Consider the following 21,544-nt stretch of genomic DNA (forward strand, 5'->3'; position numbering starts at 1 on the left):
AGATTTAAAAAATTAAAGAGGGCTTATACCCTCTTTAATTTTACATTAATTATTCAAACAACTAATATCCAGGATTCTGAGTTAAGTTCGGGTTTAAAATAATTTGTGAAGCTGGAATCGGGAAAAGTTGACGATCGGCATTACCAATAGCACTAGGATCTTTAAACTCCCAATCTCTAGTATATTGACCAAATCTAATCAGATCATTACGTCTCCAAAACTCCATATATAATTCACGACCTCTTTCATCAATTAAATCTTGTTCAGAAACACTTGCTATGGTCGCAGCACCTCTCATGGTTCTTAAAGTATTAACCATTGTTGTTGCATCTCCTCCTGAACGCATCATTGCTTCGGCTTTCATTAAATAAGCATCAGCATATCTAAAAAATATTTCATGTTCTGTAAATCCACCGTAACGAGGATTATACTTCATCATTCGAATTCCAGAAACTTCGCCGTTATCAACTAAACTAGATTCTCCTGTTGCTGTACTCGTAAATTCTCGTGTGAATGATAATGGGGCTCCCGCTCTATCCTCTAGTGGCGTTCCATCCAGGTCATATTGTTGACCAATTAAGAAACCAAAACCAACGTTTGATCCTTCTGTCATACTTCCGTCTCCACTTGGTGGAACACCTCCACGACGTTCTTCCTGACCATCTATAGCCATTCCTGAAGCATCATAACGGTTATTATTAGCATCTCCTTCAAATAAGTCATAATATTCGGCAAGAGTACTAAATCCATTCCAACCACCACCACCTGCAGTTGTTGAGTTATAGTGTAATCCATTAAATATTCTATTTCCCACTCCAGTATTTATATACCAAATAGTTTCAGTATCAGGTGTATCTTTGAAAATATCAAAATATCCTGATTGTAATGCAAATCCTTGACTTGCTATCTCATCAACTAAAGAAATAACTCTTGTCATATCTGCTGCATCTGCAGAACCAGATTTAGTGTAAATGTGTTTGTTTAAAAGAACTTTTGCTAAAAGGTAACGACCTGCAGCTTTTGTCGATCTTACATTATCACCACTAACCGTAGCTTCTGGTAACCCAGATATTGCTGCTTCTAAATCTGTAACAATAAAGTTTACTGCATCCGCTCCAGTAAATACATCAGGATCTGCAATTGGATCAGCTTTGGTATCTCTAAAAGGAACTTGTCCAAAATTATCTAAAATCACGAACATTGCTAATCCTCTTAAAAAAAGCGCATGTGCTTTTACTTCTGCTGAAGGAGCTGAACGATCATCAATTACTCTACTTCCAGATAATTGTAATTGATTCCATTGATTCCATACGTTCGTAATATAAGCATGATCTGGAGTCCATGAATGTTGGTGTAATTGTCTCCAAATACCATTATCTCCCCAGTCAGAACCTCTCGTTGGAATTAACAAAGCATCTGTTGTTACTTCACTTAATGCAAAGGTATTGGCTTGATCACCGATATAACCTCTAATTTGATTATACATATCATCAACCTGTGCACTTGATTCACTACTATCAAGACCGTCAAAGGCCTCTCCTAGAATAGAATCGGTTTGCTCTACCTCTAAATCCGTACAAGCCATGGTGAATATCAAAGAAATTGACATTAATATTACACCTACTCTATTTAATATTTTATTTTCCATTTTTTCTATAATGTTTTAAAAGGTTGCATTCACACCAAATGAGAAAACTCTTGGTCTAGGGAACGATGTATAGTCTATCCCTGCACTTGGTATACCATTAGCAAATGCACCAGTGTTCGAAGATACTTCAGGGTCTAAACCACTATACCCTGTTATTAAAAATAAGTTCTGACCACTTAACGAAAGTTTTAAACTCTTTAATGGCCCTTCTTCTTTTAATGGAATGTTATATCCAATATTTAAGGACTGCAATCTTACAAAGTCTCCACTTTCTAAATACAAGGTAGAAACTTCTTGAGATTGTAATTGAACAGAATCAGAAGTTCCGTTTCTTGATGTTCCAAAAGTAGGTCTATTTAAAAACGCATTGGCGGTATTATTGTATACATAAAAGCCAAACTGTCCAGTAAAGTAAGCACTTACATCGAAATTTCCTTTATTAAAATTCAAAGACAACCCTGTGGTAATATCCGGTAAAGCGTCTTTCCCTACAAATTTTTTATCGTCTGCTGAGAAATCTGGAACTCCATTAGTCTCTGCATATTCTGCCATATAGAATGAAAATAGTGACTGTCCTTCTCCAATTCTTTGAGCAAATGCTCCTGTTAAACCAGGACCATTAAGCGGCCCTAAGTCAGCCGTAAAACCAGGCTGTAAATCTTCGACCACGTTATTATTGTAGGCAATATTAAAATCAACAGAGAAATTCATATCGTCCTGTTGAATAAAATCATATCCTAATGAGAATTCAACTCCCTGGTTAACAACAACTCCTTGATCCAAGTTTTTAAATACAATAGGTTGATCTGCTGGTGCCGCTGCTGGACTTAAGAATAATAAATCTCTAGTCTCTTTTCTATAAAGATCAACAGATCCATTAAGTCTATCATTATTAAAACCAAAATCTAATCCTAAATTATAGTCCGTCAATCTCTCCCAACTTAAGTCAGGATTTTGAACAGACACAGTAACTAATCCCGGTCTATTTACAGTACCATCATCAGAAATTCCTGGCCCACCAAATCTTTGTCTAAACAAATAATTTGCATGTCCTAATCCTGCTTGATTACCAGTAACACCCGCACTTAATCTTAATTTTAACGTTGAAACGTTGTCTCCTACAAAATCTTCTTCATGCATTTTCCAAGCAAAAGCTCCTGAAGGAAAATATCCGTATTTATTATTTCCTCCAAATCTTGAAGATCCATCAGCTCTTACTGTTGCTGTAAATAAAAACTTATTATTAAGAGTAAGATTCACCCTTCCAAAGAAACCTTGTAATTCATCGGTGTTATCAAAGGTATCTAACCAAAGTGATCTGTAATCTCCATTGGCATTATTAAGTGTTCCAGAATTATCAAATGGAAATAGACTGTTTAAAAAACTCCCATTTGTATCATATCCAAATTGTTGATACGAAGTAGAACCTAACGCATTTGTTATTCTTGATATTGAACCGTCTAGTGAACTATTCATTCTTTCTAAATCAGTCGTTGAACTTCCCCAAGCTTGAGCATTATACCCTTGCCTTCTGAAATCTTGAAAAGAATATCCAACCAAAGCATCAATAGATAAGTTATCAGAAATTTCTTTCTTATAATTTAAAGTTCCTTCTAACAGTTTACTCGTTGCTTCAAGAGTATTTCTAGAGGCTTGCCCGTTACCTGTAATTCGACCACTATTGTTATAATTTGCAGAAACCGCTGATGTTGCCACCGCATCTGACTGATCATATCCAAGATTCACTTTCGCTGACAATTCATCGGAAAATTGATATTCAACAGAACCATTTAGTAAATACCTGTTGGTTTCTGTTAAACCTAGGTAATTTTCTAAAATATTTGCCGGATTTAATCTATTTCCATCTATTGAAAAAGAAGAAGAATTTGGCCAAGTTGGAGGCGCAGAATAAGCAGCTCCAATTAAATTCCCACTTGCTCCTGATCCTCCACTAATTTGCGGAGCTTCATCTTCAACCTGAGCAACAGAGAGATTTGCGGTTACTTTAAGCTTATCTTGAAAAAAACTATGAGAAGCATTAATTCTTCCAGTAACACGGTCTTGAGAAGAATTTTCCAACACTCCATTTTGCGAAGAGTGAGAGAACGTAGCTCTAACATTACCTCCTGTATAATTTTTAGAATACGACAAGTTATTTGTTGCAGAAAACGTACTTCTTGTAATTACATCTTGCCAATTTGTATTAGCTCCTCTATCATCAAAAGAAGGGACAGGGTTACCTGTAATTGCTAATTGCTGACTTCTATACTGAGCTGCATCAAATAAATCATACTCATTCGCAGGACTAGAATAACTTACATTAGAACTAAACTCAAACTTTCCTTGTCTTGATTTTCCGCTCTTTGTTGTAATTATAACAACCCCATTGGCAGCACGTGATCCATAAATCGCAGTCGCCGAAGCATCCTTCAATATCGAAATACTTTCAATATCATTTGGATTTATAAAACTCAATGAGTTTCTCGCTGTATCTCCACCATCTACTACACCACCTGATGCAGGAGTTGTTCCTTGACTAGACAAAGGAATACCATCAACTACAAATAATGGATTGTTGTTAGAACGAATAGAGTTTGACCCTCTAATTCTAACGGAAATACCTGCTCCAGGCTCACCACTCGCCGCAGTCATTTGAACCCCAGCTGTTTTACCTTGGATTAATTGTTCTGGAGAAGATATAACCCCTTTGTTAAATTCTTCAGATTTAACAGCGGATACAGCTCCAGTTGCATCTTTTACGGTAGTAGTACCATAACCTACCACTACTACTTCGTCTAGTTGTTGATCATCATCATCTAAGACCGCATTAACGGTAGATGAATTACCAACTACTACTTCTTTCGTTTTGTACCCTATAAAACTAAAAACAAGAGTATCTCCTTTTTTCGCTTCAAGGGAATAATTTCCATCAAAATCTGTTTCGGAACCGACAGTGGTTCCTTTAACCAACACACTAACACCTGGCAAAGGCCCCTGAGAATCGGTTACTTTTCCAGATATTTGCTGTGCATAGGTAATACTTCCTACTAATAATAAAGTCAGAAGTATTAACTTCTTAAGCAAACCATTTTTCATAATTGAATTAGATTTTATATTTTAATTAGTTAATCTTCACATGCGGTTTCTACACCCAAAATGAAACCACATCTATAACAAATTTTGCAAAATTTTAACACATTTACAAATATTTAAGAGTAAGATTATCAATTTGTTGCCGAAAACGTTTTCGGCTAATTATAACGTTAATTCCAAAAAAAATACGCATCTTGCATTATCCCTAATAGCTTAATTTTAAAATAATTAAACCGCTTAAAACTTTTTATGTCCAATAAAATCACTTTAAAAAGTATCGCAAAAGAGTTGAATCTTTCAGTGGCTACAGTTTCAAAAGCTTTGAAAGACTATAAAGATATTAGCGAAGACACCAAACAGAAAGTTTTGGACTATGCCGCCAAGTTTAAATATAAACCAAACTCATTTGCGCAAAGTTTACGTTCTAATGAATCAAGAATTATTGGTTTAATTATTCCAGAAATAGTTCATCATTTCTTTTCTAATATTATCAATGGTGTAATTATTACTGCAAGAAAGAAAGGTTACTTCGTTTTAGTAATGCCATCAGAAGAATCTTATGAAGATGAAGTAAACCAGATAAAATTACTCACGGGAAAAAATGTAGACGGAATATTAGTTTCATTATCAAACGACACCATTAATTACTCTCATATTAAGCAAGTAATCAATTCGGGAGTTCCTGTAGTATTATACGATAGGATATCTAAACTTATCTCAGCTTCTAAAGTTCAGATTGATGATATTCAAGCGGCTATAAAGGCTACTGAACATTTAATAAATATAGGGTGTCAAAAAATAGCGCATATTAGAGGGCCTTTAAAGCCGCAAACAACAATTGATAGAGCTAAAGGATATAGACAAGCTTTGCAAGACAACAACATGACCTTCGATAAAAGCTTGGTATATAATGCCGAGAATATGTCTTATGAAAACGGTTATAACCTTGCGGAGTTAATTTTAAAGGAACATCCAGATGTAGACGGAATTTTTTGCTTTACTGATTTAGTTGCTATGGGTGCTTTAAAAAAATTAAATGAATTAGGTGTTCGCGTTCCTGAACAAATATCTATTGTTGGATTTAGCAACTGGTTTATTACTCAAACAAGCTCACCGACTTTGACCACCATCAATCAACCCGGTTTTTTAATTGGTCAAGAAGCTTGTAATATTTTAATTGAAGAAATTCACGCTAAAAGGGACAATAAACCCTTTGAACACAAAACCATAAAAATACCCACCGAATTAGTCATTAGAGAATCTACAAAATAGACTTGTTAATAAACTAGTAGCTTGTGCCCTGTTAAATCTTCTTTCTTCACTTTTTGAACCGTAACATTGAAATCTGGAGAATCGATTACCAAATGGCATTTGTAATCTTTATCGATTACTAAGTTTCGATAATACCACTTGGTTATCCCTATTTTTAAAGACTCCAAGTCTATCTCTATCTGATCAAGAGGAATACTTAAACCTCTTCCATCAGCTTTCATTCCTGCTTCTTTAATTGTCCATATTTCATAGAAAGTTCCTAATGTATCTTCTGAACTTGCTATTTTCAAACTTTCACCGGAAGTAAGAACCTCTTTAAAATCGCTTATGTTAATGTTAGGCTCTATTTTCTCTATATCAATTCCGAGTGAGTTTCGAGTTAAAGAAAACAAACAAATTACATATTGGCCTGAATGCGATATATTAAAAGATAAGTCACAATAGACAAACGGCTTTCCATATTCATTATATTGAATATCTATCAGGTTTAAACTCGTATGTTCTTTCAGTATTTTGTTTATGAGAAGTTTCCCATAAACAAAAGCTTGTCTATCACTCCAAAAACGAAATTTTCTCGCTTTTTCCTGAAACTCGATAGGTAATCCCCTATAATTTCTTCAAATGTATCATTTGACCATTCCTGATCATTTTCTATATATAAGGCAACTGTAGAAATACTCATTTATTTTTCATCTTAGTCGACGTTACATCTTAACGTTTGATCTTTTTAAATATTTTAATCCTTATTTCTTATATCCAATATCCAACCTAACGATAAAATATGTTCATTCGTTTAGGCTTCTCAATATTTAATTAAATGTTAGCCTCAATTTCTTCAAATCAAACTCATCCAAAAGCTTATTTTGAATATCATTATTTTTTAATTAATAAATATTTATTAAAAAAACAAAATTAAGGTATTACCCCATTAAATAACAACTTAAATAGCCATAGCCAATTCAGACACATAACTAGTAGGTACAGTTGCAATTATATTCTGTTGAAGCGAATCGATCCTTACTACAATCTTATTAGAATTATTTACTTTAATCACTTCACACTCTATTCCTTCAAGAGAACCAAAAGATATAATTCGTTTTTCTCCAATTTTAGGGAAATTATTATCTGTTTGTAAATCCATTATATTTTTATCTTCTACTAAAGACCGAAGATTATTTATTTCTTTATCAGTAACCTTAGCATATTCTTTTCCAAAACGAATAAAAGAACATACTCCATCAACTGATAAGGCTTTATGGAATTCCATTGGCGTGTTTAAATTCACAAACACATAAGAAGGAAGTAGGGGTTTTAGAACGATTTTCTTTCTATCGCTCCATTGCTTAATAGTCTTGGCTAGTGGTAAGAAAGTCTCTAAACTTATTTCTTTTAAAGATTCGTGCACTTTCTTTTCCCAACGAGACCTGACATACATAACATGCCATCCACTTGAGTAATTCATAGTTCGGTTAAGTTTTTGATTAGTTAAAAAAACAGATTAGGCTACGCCAACCTCACTTACGTGAGTTCCATTTTTCTAAGTAAAATAAAACGGACTTGACGCCCCTTTATACAATAGTTGTCGTTGTAGTAGGTAGTAAGGTGTTAACAACTATTATTTTACCTTACAAGTATAGCACTTTTTTATCTCAAAAAAATCAATTCATGTTAAAAAATCTTAAAAACAGTGTTATCACTTTTTCACTAAAAAGTCACTTTTTTAAATAAAAACCATAAAACACTAACTAACAAGCACTTAAAATATTAAGGAAAAGTGGAAAATTAATAAACCTCCATAATACAGGAGGTTTATTTTCCAGAAAAACACTGTTTTTAGTTATTTTCAAGCTGTTTAACTCTGTTATTTAAATCGTGAATTAAACGAATAAGTTCTTTTCTTTCTTTTTTATTAGTCTTAATTAGCTGATTTTGTTTGCTTAATTTCTTTTCTTGCTGAATAGTATACAGCGTTAATTCTTCAATTTTTTCTAGCAAGTTCTTTTGCATATCCCCTAAATCGATTCCTTCATTTTCCTCAACCTCTTTTGCACTTGGAATATTAGGTAAATGCCCTTTCTCTTGAATATATCTTTCCACTTGTTGAAGTGATAACAACTCGTAATCATTTTCAAAAACATAATCAGGGAAATCAGTAATCGAAACTTTTACTTCTTTAGCCAAAACTCGCCCATCTACAGCAAGTTTAGCTCCAGGTGTTGTGGTACCAATCCCTACATCTCCACTACTGTTAATGAAAAACTTTGCTTTAGCCTTTGTTGCCGCAATATCTTCGTGTTCAGTATTTGGAGCCACGCCAATCATAAAGCCGTTAGCATGATCTGTATATGGGTTCCCAACAAACCAATTATTTGTCTGTCCTTTACTGAAAACTCCTGCTCCTCTATAATCATTATGACTATTTAAGTAGATTCTCGAGGCAACGTAACCTGTACCGTTATCCGCCATTACATTAGCTCTACCATGCCCTGTTACAATTCCATAGCTATACAAACTGGAAGGTTTTGAAGGGCTTCCTAAAATCACATTTTTACCATTACTATGATTCAAATATAAATGATCGAAATCCGTACTGTCAAAATCTTTACCATCAACATGTCTTACTCTCAATCGTTTACTTTGATTTCCTCCAATATTAACATGACCTTCCATTGTAATATCACCATGTATATTGGAACTTTTATAAGGCACATTAACTACATTCGTTGCAGATGTTGTCAACAGCTCATCTACTGCCGTCCAATTTTCAAAATAAGAACTTACATTATCTACATGTAATCCTTTCGCATAAGTTCTGATTTGAAACCTATTAAAATACTCTTTTGAATCTAGAAAAATGACTACTTTACCTCCATCATTAGCAAGTTTTATTGGAGGACTGTAAGCGCCATAGCTTGATGCCGAATACTGAACAAACTTACCTTGATATACATACCAATTAAGAATTATTCCTATTGTTTGAGCCTTTCCATAATTATACCCTTCAATAATAATCGTCGGCATTTGAGAGCTATCTATATAAGGTAAATTCGTTTTAATTTTAACTCCATGAATTGGTGTTTCATTTAAATAATAACTCAAAGGTATTGAGTTTTGACCAAGCAAATTCACACTTACTATTAAAGTAAGCGCTATTATAATCTTCTTCATAAAATTTTCTAATTAACTGTTACTAAAAATGTGGTGCTATTATCGCTTTCATTATTGGCTTTGTCAAAAGCCTTAACATACCAATAATAAGTACTGGCTTCCAAGTCTTCCTTTTTATAAGTTTTATTCGTTCCTTCTGCCTTAAAACTAAGTTGAGTTAAATTCACATCAGTAAACACATAAATACTATCTACCTCAACAGTTCCAGCAACATCCGTTCGAGTCCAAGAAAAGTCTATCGTTGTGGTAGTCTGGGTATGATTGTTCTCAGGAGCTGTATTCTCAGGTGTATTTGGTTTCTTTGAGTCTATTGTTATTTTTCTAGAAGTATACTTACCATTCTGAGTATCACTTTGAGGTCTAACTTGCCATGTAAACTCGCCATCCGAAAACTCATATATATATTCAGTTTCAGATACCGTTACATCCTTAACCAACGTACCTTGTACATCCGGAGTATAAATCTGAACTCTATATTCAGTAGCGTCTGGAACAGCCGACCAAGTTAACTTCTGACTTACAACATTCGTTATTTCATTATCTGATGGTAATAGTAATTCGGCTTCAGCATTCGCTATATCTGAATCAGTAACCATTAAGGCATGCATTTCAAAAGCTGTTTCATAATCACTATTCTTTGCTTTAACTCTCCACTCATATTCACCAGCATCTAGTTTATGTGCAAATGTATTTGTTGTTACGGTTGTATCTAATACAACTTGACTTGCATTGGTAAAGGAAGGAGTCGCTACTTGTAACTGATAATTGTTCGCCTCATTAACGGGTTCCCATAGAAAACTAATTGTTCCTGTTTTTACTGAAGCATTATTTGATGGCGCCGTCAACGTGACATAATTATTTGAAATATCTTCAACAAAAACAGCCTCACAAGCAACTAAAAATAGTACTGTTAATCCGAATAAAATTATTTTTTTCATTTGTTTCTTTTTTTAAATCAATTTTTAACAAACTAAAATTTAAAATAGTTTTTTTCCAATTGTTTTTCAAGTTTCTTTGGATCTCTATTTGTTTTCAAGGTACAATTTTCACCATCAGACATAATAGTTGCGATATGTACTTTTTCAGTATCAGTAATTCCCCAGCAGAAAGAAGACAATTTAACCCCAAAAGCTGTTGCTTTCGATAAATCTAACACTCCTATTTGTTTTTCTTTTTTAAACAGGTATATAACTTGCTGCTTCTGTTGATTAGTTCGAAAGTATAAAGCATCTGCTTTTTTCAATTGTTGTGTAATATCACTGGAAGCAACTATCCTTAATCCTGTAACAATTTTTGTATTGGGCACATTTTTAATGTAATTTCTTACGTTTACATTATCCTGACTATTTAAAGATTCTATTACCATTGTTTTATCCTCTATAGCAAAATTCAAAAACTTTGGCTTGATTTCAAGGGAATCAACATATTCTATTTTATTAACCACTGTTTGACCTTTAATAGCCTTTTGATATTCCTTGTAAATACCTTTTGTAAAATTCTTCTCTTCTAAAGAGATCTTAATAAATTTAGAATACCCAGGAATACCTGCTGTTTCAAACTGTGTTATGTAGACAGACTTCTTCTTATCTCCTAATACTCCTAATTCAACTGTATTGGAATTCGTCTCATAAGAATTTTGTTCAGGTAAAACTCCACAAGAGAAAAATGTACTAAGACTGATAAGAGTGTATAGCAATTTTCTTATAATCATACTGCAATTAATTTATGTTATTTATAGATAACAAAAGTAATAAATATTTTCTTTTAGCGATTTTATCGATAGCTCACGTAAAAACAAACAGCTATCTTACTTTTTCAACAAGATTTAATACCATTTTCAAATTCAAATTATCGTGCAAAAAGCGCACTTCTTACCTTCTTCTTCACTCTAAATAAACCAATTCCATACTACACCAAAACGTATTACAAAATCTCTATATGGATGATTTGGGGCAGATAAGTAATCTTTTTTTAAGAAAAAAGAACTTAAATTATCCGCTTTAAAGTATATTCTAGTTCTTCGAACTCTAGCATTAAAGAAAAAATCAACAGTAGGATATCCGATTTCGGTATTGTTTTGAATCATAAAGTCACCTAATAAAGGATTATATGCATTCGCTTTGTATTCTGAAAAGTATTTAAATGTTGCCCCTATCTGAACCAACAAAGGATTTCCTTTAAACCAATTATCCATATAATACAGAGTATTTCGAGTTACAAACTCAGGTACTCTCAACACATCGCTTCCGCTCGCTACCTTTTGATACATTAAAGTATTGTCAAAACCAAACTTCCAAAACTTAAATTCTTTAGACACCTTCGCTTTCAAGTAATTAATATTACTACCATATTGTGCCGGAGATCCATCCTCATCAAAATAAGTATAGTTGTCAATATTAGTTATATCTAACGAAGCATTTCCCCATTTACTATTAAATTCACCTCCCAAAACTCTTGTTCCAATATTTGAAAAGTTATTCTCCCAATTAAACTTGTTATAATTACTTTGATGTAATAGAAAATTAAAATCAGGTCTCTTGCTATTGATTCGCAGTTTCGCTTTAACTGAAAAAACACTATCCTTTTTATAAAAAGCTTCGGCTAACAAGTCATTTCCTGACAATCTACCGCTCCCAGGAATTAAAGTTCCACTTGCGTTTATGTAGAAGTTTTTAACTTTCCCTCTCCAATCGGCCCCAAAAGAAACAGCGTCTCCTTTTAAACGATTGTTCTCAATTGCTACTAGGTTATTTTGTAGATTTTCATAACCATAGTTATAAGTCGTATATCCTGATCTTACTCTAAATTTTCCAAGTACATATTTTGAGTTAAAATCTACAAAAAGCTGATTATCATAAACTAAATAATTCGTTTTATTTGCTATAGAACCCGATATTCTATTAAAATCAAAAAAGTCGGATGCCGTTGTCTGTTTGAATTCGAAAAACTTCGAATCTCTCGTAAACGAATGCCCTACTTTTAAATTTGAAAAATCCTTATCATTAACAGTATCTTTAGAAGATAGAATTTTATAGGTTTGTTCAAAATAAAGTCTTTTGCCTTCTAAAACACTTTCTGCATCATTCAAATTAACATCCAAACGTCCTCTATCGGAACTGAAATTCACATCATCAGTTAAAAAAGCTGTTAAGGCCGTATCTGTTAAACCTCCATTTTCTTGGTTAGTGAAATCCTGATTTACAGCATGCCCTCTGATGGCATATTGTCCCTCTGGACTTTCATAACTAAAAGTAAACCTAAAATTACCTGTACTAGCGAGTGAACGTCGATAAGCACCTAAAGATCTCAAACCTCTATATGCAATTCCAATATTAAGGCGTTTTGAAAAATTTACGGTAAATAAGGCATCTAAAACCTGCCCTTGCTCCAAACCCGTTCTATACATAATTTCCGTTGTTGGAGTTGGAACGTGATAATAATCAACATCTTCAATATTAAAATAATTAAATTGTTTCGCTTTAAAACCTATATCTGGTATCACAGAGGTTTTACCAAAATTATATCCTAAATTATTAAAAGTTTGTCCTTGATTATGAAACGCTAATAACTCAAAATTGTCTTTTCTTAAGAAATTAAATTTATAATGTTTTTTAAGTGTTAAGGTCGTGTCAACAATGGTTGTATCGTTTTTATGAGAAATAATCTTGAAATCTGTATATTTTGTCTTCCCACTCAACAGTACGTCTATTTCTCCATTAAGACTATCAACACGTCTATCAGTCAACCCTTCTCCTGTTTTAGGAGCAGCAAATCCTCCGTTTACTGTTCGAAGTTGAGAAAACGTCTGAATTCCAATTAAACAAAAGATTATTAACAACAAGTTTTTCTTCATAAAGGCAAAAGTAAAATAATAAAACGAAAAAAAGCGCCAATATTTTCTTTGAAAACTGTTAATTTGTAGCATGTTGAAACTAAAATTTAGCAAATTTTCTTTAGAGGTAGGGACAGATGAAGCAGGAAGAGGATGTTTATCCGGTCCTGTTGTAGCGGCTGCTGTTATTTTACCTGAGGACTTTTCTCATGAATTATTAAATGATTCAAAGCAACTTTCTGAAAAACAGCGTAAAAAACTAAGGCCATTTATAGAGGAACATGCCATTGCTTTTAGTGTTTCATTCGTTAACCAGACTGAAGTTGATGAATTAAATGTTTTACAGGCCTCAATAACTGGAATGCACAGAGCAATTGCAACATTGAAAACAACACCCGAATTTATTTCTGTGGATGGTAATAAATTCAAACCTTATAAAGAAATTCCTCATGAAACAATTGTAAAAGGTGATGGTAAATATATGAATATTGCTGCCGCTTCAGTTTTAGCGAAAACCTACAGAGATGATTATATGGAGAAAATTCATGAAGAATATCCTTCCTATAATTGGAAAAAAAATAAGGGTTACCCAACTAAAGAACATCGAAATGCTATTAGAGAATTTGGAGCAACCCAATACCATCGTAAATCTTTTAAATTATTACCAGAACAATTAAAACTAGATTTATAATTATTTTGTTTTGGATCCTATAAAATTATCGGATTTCAATTTAAATAACACATTAAACGTAGTTAAACTGCCATAAATTCTAGTAATGTATTGCTGTAAGTCTATTTTATCTTGGTCATCCAGTGTTTTACTAGAATTAATTTTTTGCTCCATAACTCGTATTCTATCACGAACCATAACTATTTTATGGAAGAACGTATCAATTGGAATCTCTTTTGACACCAAATTGGTATCCGCGGGCTCAATAATTATCTTACCTCCTTTGTATTTATCAGCGATAGGCACTACCTCCGAAACATCACTCCATTGTTTTAATATTTTTCTCAATGTACTTTCAACTTCATAAAAACTCACGGTATCCACTTCATCATGCACTGCTTCAATAATTTCAATTTCGTCATCTAATGCAATCGTTTCTAATCCTTTCTCCTGAAAAGTTACCCAATAGTGCTTACTGTCAACATTAGTTACCACTCCAAAACCATATTCAGAATGATTAATTCTTGATCCTATTCCTAATAATTTCATTTATTTAATTTTTTTACTGATTTTAAAGATAAGGTATAGCCTATATACTCAAAAACACTTAATTTACATTTCATAACTTTTCTAACATAATACTTCTATACCTTGCGATTTTTAAAAGATACTAAAATAGTTATTTATTCTTCTGCAAAAACCTATTACCTCACTTCTAGTTTCTCAATTCTTGTAGTATTTCAAAAAAACAATTCCTACAATTAAAATACAAAATCCATAGTTCTTCATGTTTTACAAGCTATCTATCTGACCTAATGAACGTTTACAAAAAAGAGTTCAAATTAAAAATTTGATGTATTTTTGTGTTTCAATTTTTTAGACCAATGATTAAAAGAACACGTGCTGAACTCAATAAATGCATCATTCATAAAGTTGCCAATAAGTATAACAGTGGACAAAATGCGATGTCAGAAACCTTAGTTCGTTTTGATGAAGAGAGTTATGAATTGCTACTTCCTTTTTTATTAAAACCTTTTGGTTCGGTAACACAGAGTTATCGTTTTAATCATCATGCTGATATTTCTTTAAATGAAATTAACAAATATTCTGCCGACATCTTTCAAGATGAAGAAACATTTGTAGAGCATTCAAAAAATATTGTAAATCATTTATACGAGCAATCGAATTCAGCGAATATAAAAACAGGAGATGTTATTATTGCTTATTTTGAAGGACTTGAATATAAAGATGTTTTAGTAGAAGCTGTTGGAATTTTTAAAATTGAAAGCAAAGTAGATTTCTTTCAAACCTATTTAGATGATGATGACAGTTATGATATGGTTGTTCAAAAAGGTATTTCAACGAAAAAATTAGATAAAGGGTGTTTAATTTTAAACTCTTCTGATACTGAAGGGACCGTTGTTCTTTCGGTAGATAACAATAACTATGATGCACAGTATTGGATTAAACATTTTTTAAATGTAAAATATGCTGATGATAGAAACTTACATACTCAGAACTACTTAGAATTATGCAAAGATTTTTCAGAAGAAGTAATTAAACCTGAATTTGGAAAACAAGAGCAGAGTTCTTTTTTAGCCAATACTGTTGATTATTTTAAAGAACATGAAAGTGTCGATTATGACGCTTTTAAAGACGATGTGTTTGCCGAGGATAAACACAAAGATATGTTTGAAGACTATAAAAAACATTTTGAAAAATTAAATAATGTTTTAGTTCGAAATAATTTTGACGTTTCTGATGCTGTTTTAAAAAAGGAAAAAAGCAAGTTTAAAACTGAAATTAAATTGGACACCAATATTCAAATTAAGATTGATGTAGATGCTCCTGATGCACCTTCAGAGTATTTAGAAAGAGGTTATGATGAGGATAAGAAAATGAAATTTTACAAGGTTTATTTCAATGCCGAGAAGTAAACTTACTTAGGGCAGTATTTCATAAACTGTGTAAGTTTTAAAATCTCGGGGTTGAATTCAACCCCGAGATTTTTTTATTCATTAACTTTAATTTTTACACATTTATGAAACCAGAAGATTTATTGAACGGCGAATTTCTAAAACAATTTAAAGATGGCTCAGAGTTAACTAGCTTTATAGAACAACTTCACAAACGAGGAGTTGAAAAGATTTTAGAAGGAGAGTTATCAGCTCATTTAGATTACGAGAAACATCAAAAGAGCACTAACTCTAATTCTCGAAATGGCTATTCAAAGAAGAAGTTAAAAACAACTTTAGGAGAAACAGAAATAGAAGTCCCAAGAGACCGTGAAGGATCTTTTAATCCTATGTTGGTAAAGAAAAGAGAAAGTACTACAGATGGTGTTGAAAATCTTATCATCTCTTTGTATGCTAAGGGAATGAGTGCTTCTGATATAGAGGAGCAAATCCGAGAGCTATATGACTTTAACATCTCTACTTCAACGATTTCAAGAATCACAGATAGCATTACTAATGACATTGTAGCATGGAAAAATAGACCTTTAGAAGCTACTTATTTAATCGTTTGGATGGATGGAATTGTTTTCAAGGTTAGAGAGAACTCTAAGGTTATTAACAAAACTATATACATAGCTGTAGGCCTTAGATCCGACGGTAAAAAGGAAGTACTAGGTTTGTGGTTAGGTAAAAATGAATCAGCTGCTTTTTGGATGAGTGTTTTGACTGATATTAAGGCCAGAGGAACGCAAGATATACTGATTACTGCAACCGATAATTTAAACGGATTTACAGATACTATAAAGACAGTGTTTCCTAATTCTACCACACAAATATGTGTAGTACATCAGATTAGAAACTCTTGTAGATACGTGGTTTGGAAAGATAAAAAAGAGTTTACTAAAGATATGAAGCAAATCTATACAGCTCCAACTAAAGAAGCCGCAAAGGCTGCTTTAAAAGATTTTAAAAATAAATGGGAAGCTAAATATTCGTATGCTATTAAAAGTTGGGAAAACAACTGGGATGAACTCACTGTTTTCTTCGATTTTCCAATTGAAATAAGAACTATTATTTACACCACTAATCTTATTGAAAATCTTAATGGGAAAATACGCAAATACACTAAAAACAAACTCTCTTTCCCGACAGATGACGCTGTTATCAAATCGGTATATTTAGCTTTAAGAGAAAGTACTAAAAAGTGGACAATGCCCATTAGAAATTGGGGCATAATTCTAAATCAATTTTTAGCTATATTTGAAAAAAGGATTAGGCTATAAATAACCTAACCCTGATATTTTGAACTTACACACTTTTTAGGATAGTGTCTTACTTAGTAATAACAACCTCACAGATGTTTATACTCTGTAAGGTTGTTGTTATTTTAGATTTATAGAATCTTCAAATTCATAGGCCTTTTTAATACTTGTCTAACAAAGCTTTTCCATCTTTTTCAGTTATTACTGTTTCTTGTGCATTCACAAATGCAGCCAGCCCAATACAGGCCATAGCTAATATTGACTTTCTCATATTGTTTATGATTTATTTTAAATAATAGTATGATTATGTACGATACAATTTTTATACTCTAGCAACTATTTTTTTGAAGAATTTATTAAACTCTTTCCAAAACCTTATTTTATCAATTTCAAGTTCTCATAGCTTGTATAGTTAGAAAACGTTTAAAACAAACAAAGACCTAACTAACAACAAATTAAATCAGCTCTAAAGCTAATTATTTATTTATTCCTCCGCAAAACTACTCTTTTTCCGCCATTTTTTTAACATATTCGGTAACAATTACTATTTGTGTTCCTCCTACTTTCCCTTCAATATACTTTGCATTTTCCGGATCTAAAGAAATTCGTCTTACGGCAGTTCCTTGTTTAGCAACCATACTGGAACCTTTTACTTTTAAATCTTTAATTAAAACCACGTTATCCCCTGCCTGTAAAACAACTCCATTTACATCTCTATGAATCACTTTTTCACTTTCATCTAAATGATCTCCTGAAGCTTCAGCAAAACGTAATTCTTCTCCTTCCAAATACATCATATCCAATAAGTCCTGTGGCCAACCTTCTTTCTTCAATCTGTGTAACATCCGCCACGCAACAACTTTTACCGCTCTAAATTCACTCCACATACTATCATTTAAACAGCGCCAATGATTAGAATCAACAGATTCGGGTGTCTTAATTTGTTCGACACATGTATTACATATTAATATACTTCCATCGACACCTCCTGCAGAAATTGGTGGAACCTCATAAATACTCAACTCTTTTTTTGAGGCGCATAATTCACATTGATGTCCACTTCTCTCTTCTAATTGTTGCAATAAACTCATTATAACCGGTTAAATTAATCAGGCAAAAGTACATTTTTAATATGACTTCAATTATTTATTCTTAACGAAAGAACTTCTAATATTCTTTAAAAGAGAACTCTGTAATTCTTGTCATTAGATTACAAAAAGAATATATTACAAAGAAAATCAAAAGAATTTCTAATATTTTTTTTCTCAATGAAGACTTTCTAATAAAAATAAGCTATCAAGAAATAATTGCTCAAATGGATTACACAACAGTAAAAGACTGTCAATCAACAACATTTAAAACGCACTGAATTTTATAGATAATTCTAATTAAAAAAAATACTCTTTTTTAATATTCTGTTTTTTAAAATGTACTAAATAATATACATTTGTAGCTCTATCCCTTATAGAAGTATTACCAATATAAACCAACTACAAACCAAATGAGATTAGCATTATCGAAACAGAAACTCTCACGTATTAGCAAAATTAAACAAGAAAAATTCTTAGTACTCCCTTTATTTTATAGAGGGTCAATGTACTGGCTCGAGAGTGTTTTAATTAAGAAGAACTTTAACGGAGTTAATTATCAGATTACCGATGTAACCAGAACCAAAAAGATTTAGAGTTCGTTTCTTCTTTTTTCCCCTTAAATTTTTCCTAAAAACTTATAAATACAAATCGATCAATCCTTCAGGTGTAGTAACTTCAATTATTTGATTTTCACGATCAACTTTCTTAATAAAATCGTCAATCATTGGGATAAAAACTTCTTTTCCTTCTCTATCTATTACGAAAAGTGGTTGCGCTGATGAATCATTAATTTCCTTAATCGTCCCAACAATTCCAAATGAGGTATCTTTTATATTGAAACCAACTACCTCATGATAATAAAATTTATCACCTGTAAGTTTAGGAAGAAAATCTAATGACAAGAATACCCCTGCTTTTTGTATAGCATCAGCATCCTCTTCACTATCAACACCTTCAAACTTTAATCGAAGCATTGTACCTCTACTTAAAGAGGATTTTTCAATAAAAAAAGGAACCAGATTATTGCCTAAATCGACAAAAACTGATTCCAAATTTCCATAAAGTTCAGGTTCGTCCGTATCTAACTTGATTACGACTTCACCTTTAAAACTATGTTTTTTTACGATTCTGCCAAGATAAAAGCAGTCTTCTTTTTGCATCATCGTATTAAGAATTTTTATTCTTCACTATCAGAATTAGCATTCTCTCCAGCTGTATCTTCATCATCAGCTACAGGAGCCTTTGCAGCGATACGTGCTTCGTTTACAGATTTTTCAGCTTCCAAAGCTTTAGCTTTTGCTTCTTCTTTAGCCTTTTCTAAACCTTCAGTTTTCCCGGTAACTTTACCAGCTTTTTCATCTAACCAAGCTGTAAACTTCGCCTCAGCCTGCTCTTCAGTTAAAGCACCTTTTCTTACTCCACCAGCCAAGTGATTTTTAAGCATAGCTCCTTTATAAGATAAAATTGCTCTTGCAGTATCAGTTGGTTGTGCTCCATTTTGTAACCACTTTACGGCACCATCTACATCTATATCAATAGTTGCAGGATTCGTATTAGGGTTGTACGTACCAAGTTTTTCTAAGAAACGTCCGTCTCTCTTTGATCTTGAATCCGCAGCTACTACCCAATAAAATGGTTTCCCTTTTTTACCGTGTCTTTGTAATCTAATTTTTACAGGCATAATTTTAATTTTTCAGGTACACGTACCTTGTTATTAATTTTGAGTGTGCAAATTTATAAAATATTTTTAACTTACTTACTCATAAACTTTCTTTTTTAAAAGAAAAAAGCATCTGTAAAACAGATGCTTAAAAAAATTAAAAGTATTTATATATTAAATTACTCTAACGCTAACAGCGTTTAATCCTTTTTTTCCTTCTTTAAGTTCAAACTCAACTGTATCTCCTTCACGAACTTCGTCGATTAATCCAGATACGTGTACAAAATGTTCTTTGTTTGATCCTGACTCTGTGATGAATCCAAAACCTTTAGATTCATTAAAGAACTTTACCGTTCCTTCTTTCATTATAAATATGTTAAAAATTAAAGCCGCAATTTACGCTTAATTTTTGAGTAACATTAATTTTTTTTTAATTATTTTCAAATAATTCATTACCAACAACATAAACACAAGAAACATGGAAGATTAGATAGTAAATCTTTTCTGAATTCTTTTCAATAATTTGCTCGCTTTCTTCGTTTTCGACTTAAAAATAAATTTATAAACTCCATTTAGCACTCTGTTCAGCCTTCTATGACTCCTATATTTCTTCTTTAACTTATAATATTGATAAGGTAACTCGAGCGTTTCTTCTGTATAAGAAACTTTAGTATAAGCTTGCAATTCTTTCAAATAATTGAATCCAAACTCTTCCGTAGGCTCCAACATAGTACCTTCTCCAAAGTCATTCCAAGTAATCAATTGAATAAACTCAACAGGCTCATTATCCATAAGACTGAGCGTTTCGCTAAGAGTCTCTCCATTATTGTGAGGAATCATCCAATCATTTTCATTTGATTCTCTCCAACCTCCTTCAACATAAAAATCATGAAAACCGGGGTATACACCTCCAATTGTGGTTACTTCATTTTCACGAGCATAGTTGTAATAACCTTTTAATGTTTCCATATGATCCTTATCTACCCAACTAAACTCTCCTCCTGACATTTTACCAACTCGATCACTCGCTTTCCATAGTGTAAAAACTTCAGGTTGACTTCCAATATTCGAAAACACTTCATTCCATTGTTCTGAAGACACCATAAAATGAGGGCCAAAAACAAACAACATTTCCGCTCCATTATGCCTTATATAATTCTCACTTGTAAAATAGGTGTCTTCAATATATTTAATATCATTGGCAACAGCTTCCATTCCCGCTGCCGTTCTTCTTTTAGCATCACTCACTTTTGCCATTGTATATTCCGCAACACGATCTTCGTACATAATAGCGAACTCCAATCCAACTTCTTCAATTTCTTCAATAAAAGATTCCGTATTTTTTTTAATTGATAAATAGTCATTAATATCTCTACTTCCATACCAATCAAAAATAACACCGTCAATTCCAGCCAATTTCATCAGAAGTAAATGATATTTTTGCAAATCTGGATCTTGCGAAGAATAAGGACCTACCAACGGGTAGTAATGAGAACCTATTTCTCTATTGCCTAATTCATTATAATTATCAGGATTTTTATTGGTCATTGTCCAATGTTGCCCCCAATAACCATCATACTCCTTGGTATGAAACCATGGCATATAATGAACATATAATTTTTTGGGATTTCTTTTTACCATATCGCCTATGGTATTTTCATCTGGAGCTTCTAACAATTCTTTGTAAAGGTTTTCGATATCTTCAATATCTACTTCTTGATCGATTTGTTCGGTTGTCACATCTTCTGAACAGCTTACAGCGATGCATAGCAGCATCAACAGAATTAGCCTATTGCTAATACTTTTCATATTTCTGGGGGGATTAAGGTTAAAAACGTATGTAAATTAAAAACTTATTTAAAACTGAATAGAACAATTCTTTAAACCCCTAAT

At 32.5% G+C, this 21,544-nt stretch carries 19 protein-coding genes; 4 read left to right on the forward strand and 15 right to left on the reverse strand.

What is annotated here, in order from left to right; translation table 11 throughout:
- Positions 1-61 precede the first annotated feature (61 nt).
- Together BLW23_RS11480 and BLW23_RS11485 are read right to left on the reverse strand one after the other, a co-directional pair.
- Entirely contained in the window at positions 62-1,648 is a 1,587-nt protein-coding gene (locus BLW23_RS11480) for a RagB/SusD family nutrient uptake outer membrane protein (protein WP_093669964.1), read from the reverse strand.
- Positions 1,649-1,663: 15 nt separating this feature from the next.
- Positions 1,664-4,744 (reverse strand): SusC/RagA family TonB-linked outer membrane protein, encoded by a 3,081-nt coding sequence (locus BLW23_RS11485; RefSeq protein WP_093669966.1) that lies wholly within the window; start codon positions 4,742-4,744, stop codon positions 1,664-1,666.
- Positions 4,745-4,990: 246 nt separating this feature from the next.
- On the opposite strand from BLW23_RS11485, the gene BLW23_RS11490 reads away from it, so the two are divergent.
- Positions 4,991-6,013: a LacI family DNA-binding transcriptional regulator gene (locus tag BLW23_RS11490; protein WP_093669968.1), complete on the forward strand. Its 1,023-nt coding sequence runs from the start codon at positions 4,991-4,993 to the stop codon at positions 6,011-6,013.
- A 5-nt stretch (positions 6,014-6,018) separates the two neighbouring features.
- On the opposite strand, the gene BLW23_RS11495 is transcribed toward BLW23_RS11490, so the two are convergent.
- The 7 genes from BLW23_RS11495 to BLW23_RS11520 all read right to left on the reverse strand — a co-directional run bounded on the left by BLW23_RS11495 (position 6,019) and on the right by BLW23_RS11520 (position 13,034).
- Positions 6,019-6,609 (reverse strand): 4'-phosphopantetheinyl transferase family protein, encoded by a 591-nt coding sequence (locus BLW23_RS11495; protein ID WP_093669970.1) that lies wholly within the window; start codon positions 6,607-6,609, stop codon positions 6,019-6,021.
- On the reverse strand, positions 6,531-6,695 hold the full coding sequence (locus tag BLW23_RS23225) for a hypothetical protein (RefSeq protein ID WP_176829805.1): 165 nt from the start codon (positions 6,693-6,695) through the stop codon (positions 6,531-6,533). Before BLW23_RS23225 ends, BLW23_RS11495 begins: the two co-directional genes overlap by 79 nt.
- A gap of 258 nt (positions 6,696-6,953) precedes the next feature.
- A complete protein-coding gene (locus BLW23_RS11500) occupies positions 6,954-7,475 on the reverse strand; it encodes a UpxY family transcription antiterminator (RefSeq protein WP_093669972.1) in 522 nt (173 codons plus the stop codon).
- A 371-nt stretch (positions 7,476-7,846) separates the two neighbouring features.
- Positions 7,847-9,181: a hypothetical protein gene (locus BLW23_RS11505; protein ID WP_093669974.1), complete on the reverse strand. Its 1,335-nt coding sequence runs from the start codon at positions 9,179-9,181 to the stop codon at positions 7,847-7,849.
- Between the two features lie 8 nt (positions 9,182-9,189).
- Positions 9,190-10,119, reverse strand: a complete 930-nt coding sequence (locus BLW23_RS11510; RefSeq protein ID WP_093669976.1) for a hypothetical protein — start codon at positions 10,117-10,119, stop codon at positions 9,190-9,192.
- Positions 10,120-10,151: 32 nt separating this feature from the next.
- Complete coding sequence (locus tag BLW23_RS11515) at positions 10,152-10,892, reverse strand: hypothetical protein (protein WP_093669978.1); 741 nt, start codon at positions 10,890-10,892, stop codon at positions 10,152-10,154.
- A gap of 177 nt (positions 10,893-11,069) precedes the next feature.
- On the reverse strand, positions 11,070-13,034 hold the full coding sequence (locus BLW23_RS11520; RefSeq protein WP_093671758.1) for a putative porin: 1,965 nt from the start codon (positions 13,032-13,034) through the stop codon (positions 11,070-11,072).
- Between the two features lie 70 nt (positions 13,035-13,104).
- Here BLW23_RS11520 and BLW23_RS11525 point away from each other — a divergent pair, with 70 nt between their 5' ends.
- Positions 13,105-13,704, forward strand: coding sequence for a ribonuclease HII (locus BLW23_RS11525; RefSeq protein ID WP_093669980.1), 600 nt, complete (start codon positions 13,105-13,107; stop codon positions 13,702-13,704).
- On the opposite strand, the gene BLW23_RS11530 is transcribed toward BLW23_RS11525, so the two are convergent.
- Positions 13,705-14,232 (reverse strand): hypothetical protein, encoded by a 528-nt coding sequence (locus BLW23_RS11530; RefSeq protein ID WP_093669982.1) that lies wholly within the window; start codon positions 14,230-14,232, stop codon positions 13,705-13,707. It abuts the gene before it with no gap.
- A gap of 335 nt (positions 14,233-14,567) precedes the next feature.
- Between BLW23_RS11530 and BLW23_RS11535 the strand changes: the two genes are divergently transcribed.
- Together BLW23_RS11535 and BLW23_RS11540 are read left to right on the forward strand one after the other, a co-directional pair.
- Positions 14,568-15,620, forward strand: a complete 1,053-nt coding sequence (locus BLW23_RS11535) for a nucleoid-associated protein (protein ID WP_093669984.1) — start codon at positions 14,568-14,570, stop codon at positions 15,618-15,620.
- 104 nt (positions 15,621-15,724) lie between these two features.
- Positions 15,725-16,921, forward strand: coding sequence for an IS256 family transposase (locus BLW23_RS11540; RefSeq protein WP_093667472.1), 1,197 nt, complete (start codon positions 15,725-15,727; stop codon positions 16,919-16,921).
- Positions 16,922-17,400: 479 nt separating this feature from the next.
- Here the strand turns inward: BLW23_RS11540 and BLW23_RS11545 are convergent, their stop codons facing one another.
- The 5 genes from BLW23_RS11545 to BLW23_RS11565 all read right to left on the reverse strand — a co-directional run bounded on the left by BLW23_RS11545 (position 17,401) and on the right by BLW23_RS11565 (position 21,460).
- Positions 17,401-17,991, reverse strand: a complete 591-nt coding sequence (locus tag BLW23_RS11545; protein ID WP_093669986.1) for a PhnA domain-containing protein — start codon at positions 17,989-17,991, stop codon at positions 17,401-17,403.
- A 635-nt stretch (positions 17,992-18,626) separates the two neighbouring features.
- The gene (gene rimM / locus BLW23_RS11550) at positions 18,627-19,151 is read right to left on the reverse strand and encodes a ribosome maturation factor RimM (RefSeq protein ID WP_093671760.1); all 525 of its coding nucleotides are present in this window, start codon (positions 19,149-19,151) and stop codon (positions 18,627-18,629) included.
- A 17-nt stretch (positions 19,152-19,168) separates the two neighbouring features.
- Positions 19,169-19,672 (reverse strand): 30S ribosomal protein S16, encoded by a 504-nt coding sequence (locus BLW23_RS11555; RefSeq protein ID WP_093669988.1) that lies wholly within the window; start codon positions 19,670-19,672, stop codon positions 19,169-19,171.
- Positions 19,673-19,825: 153 nt separating this feature from the next.
- Positions 19,826-20,017 carry a cold-shock protein gene (locus BLW23_RS11560; protein WP_093669990.1) on the reverse strand — a complete coding sequence of 64 codons (192 nt, stop codon included), beginning with the start codon at positions 20,015-20,017 and terminating at the stop codon, positions 19,826-19,828.
- 120 nt (positions 20,018-20,137) lie between these two features.
- Positions 20,138-21,460, reverse strand: a complete 1,323-nt coding sequence (locus BLW23_RS11565; protein WP_093669992.1) for a glycoside hydrolase family 99 protein — start codon at positions 21,458-21,460, stop codon at positions 20,138-20,140.
- Positions 21,461-21,544 lie beyond the last annotated feature (84 nt).

Source organism: Tenacibaculum sp. MAR_2009_124 (assembly GCF_900105455.1).
Classification (GTDB): domain Bacteria; phylum Bacteroidota; class Bacteroidia; order Flavobacteriales; family Flavobacteriaceae; genus Polaribacter.

Coding starts and splice junctions, on each gene's coding strand:
- BLW23_RS11510 (WP_093669976.1), bottom strand. CDS start 10,119: ATGAAAAAAATAATTTTATTCGGATTAACAGTACTATTTTTAGTTGCT.
- BLW23_RS11560 (WP_093669990.1), bottom strand. CDS start 20,017: ATGAAAGAAGGAACGGTAAAGTTCTTTAATGAATCTAAAGGTTTTGGA.
- BLW23_RS11485 (WP_093669966.1), bottom strand. CDS start 4,744: ATGAAAAATGGTTTGCTTAAGAAGTTAATACTTCTGACTTTATTATTA.
- BLW23_RS23225 (WP_176829805.1), bottom strand. CDS start 6,695: ATGAGTATTTCTACAGTTGCCTTATATATAGAAAATGATCAGGAATGG.
- BLW23_RS11525 (WP_093669980.1), top strand. CDS start 13,105: ATGTTGAAACTAAAATTTAGCAAATTTTCTTTAGAGGTAGGGACAGAT.
- BLW23_RS11565 (WP_093669992.1), bottom strand. CDS start 21,460: ATGAAAAGTATTAGCAATAGGCTAATTCTGTTGATGCTGCTATGCATC.
- BLW23_RS11480 (WP_093669964.1), bottom strand. CDS start 1,648: ATGGAAAATAAAATATTAAATAGAGTAGGTGTAATATTAATGTCAATT.
- rimM (WP_093671760.1), bottom strand. CDS start 19,151: ATGCAAAAAGAAGACTGCTTTTATCTTGGCAGAATCGTAAAAAAACAT.
- BLW23_RS11520 (WP_093671758.1), bottom strand. CDS start 13,034: ATGAAGAAAAACTTGTTGTTAATAATCTTTTGTTTAATTGGAATTCAG.
- BLW23_RS11540 (WP_093667472.1), top strand. CDS start 15,725: ATGAAACCAGAAGATTTATTGAACGGCGAATTTCTAAAACAATTTAAA.
- BLW23_RS11535 (WP_093669984.1), top strand. CDS start 14,568: ATGATTAAAAGAACACGTGCTGAACTCAATAAATGCATCATTCATAAA.
- BLW23_RS11530 (WP_093669982.1), bottom strand. CDS start 14,232: ATGAAATTATTAGGAATAGGATCAAGAATTAATCATTCTGAATATGGT.
- BLW23_RS11490 (WP_093669968.1), top strand. CDS start 4,991: ATGTCCAATAAAATCACTTTAAAAAGTATCGCAAAAGAGTTGAATCTT.
- BLW23_RS11545 (WP_093669986.1), bottom strand. CDS start 17,991: ATGAGTTTATTGCAACAATTAGAAGAGAGAAGTGGACATCAATGTGAA.
- BLW23_RS11555 (WP_093669988.1), bottom strand. CDS start 19,672: ATGCCTGTAAAAATTAGATTACAAAGACACGGTAAAAAAGGGAAACCA.
- BLW23_RS11500 (WP_093669972.1), bottom strand. CDS start 7,475: ATGAATTACTCAAGTGGATGGCATGTTATGTATGTCAGGTCTCGTTGG.
- BLW23_RS11505 (WP_093669974.1), bottom strand. CDS start 9,181: ATGAAGAAGATTATAATAGCGCTTACTTTAATAGTAAGTGTGAATTTG.
- BLW23_RS11515 (WP_093669978.1), bottom strand. CDS start 10,892: ATGATTATAAGAAAATTGCTATACACTCTTATCAGTCTTAGTACATTT.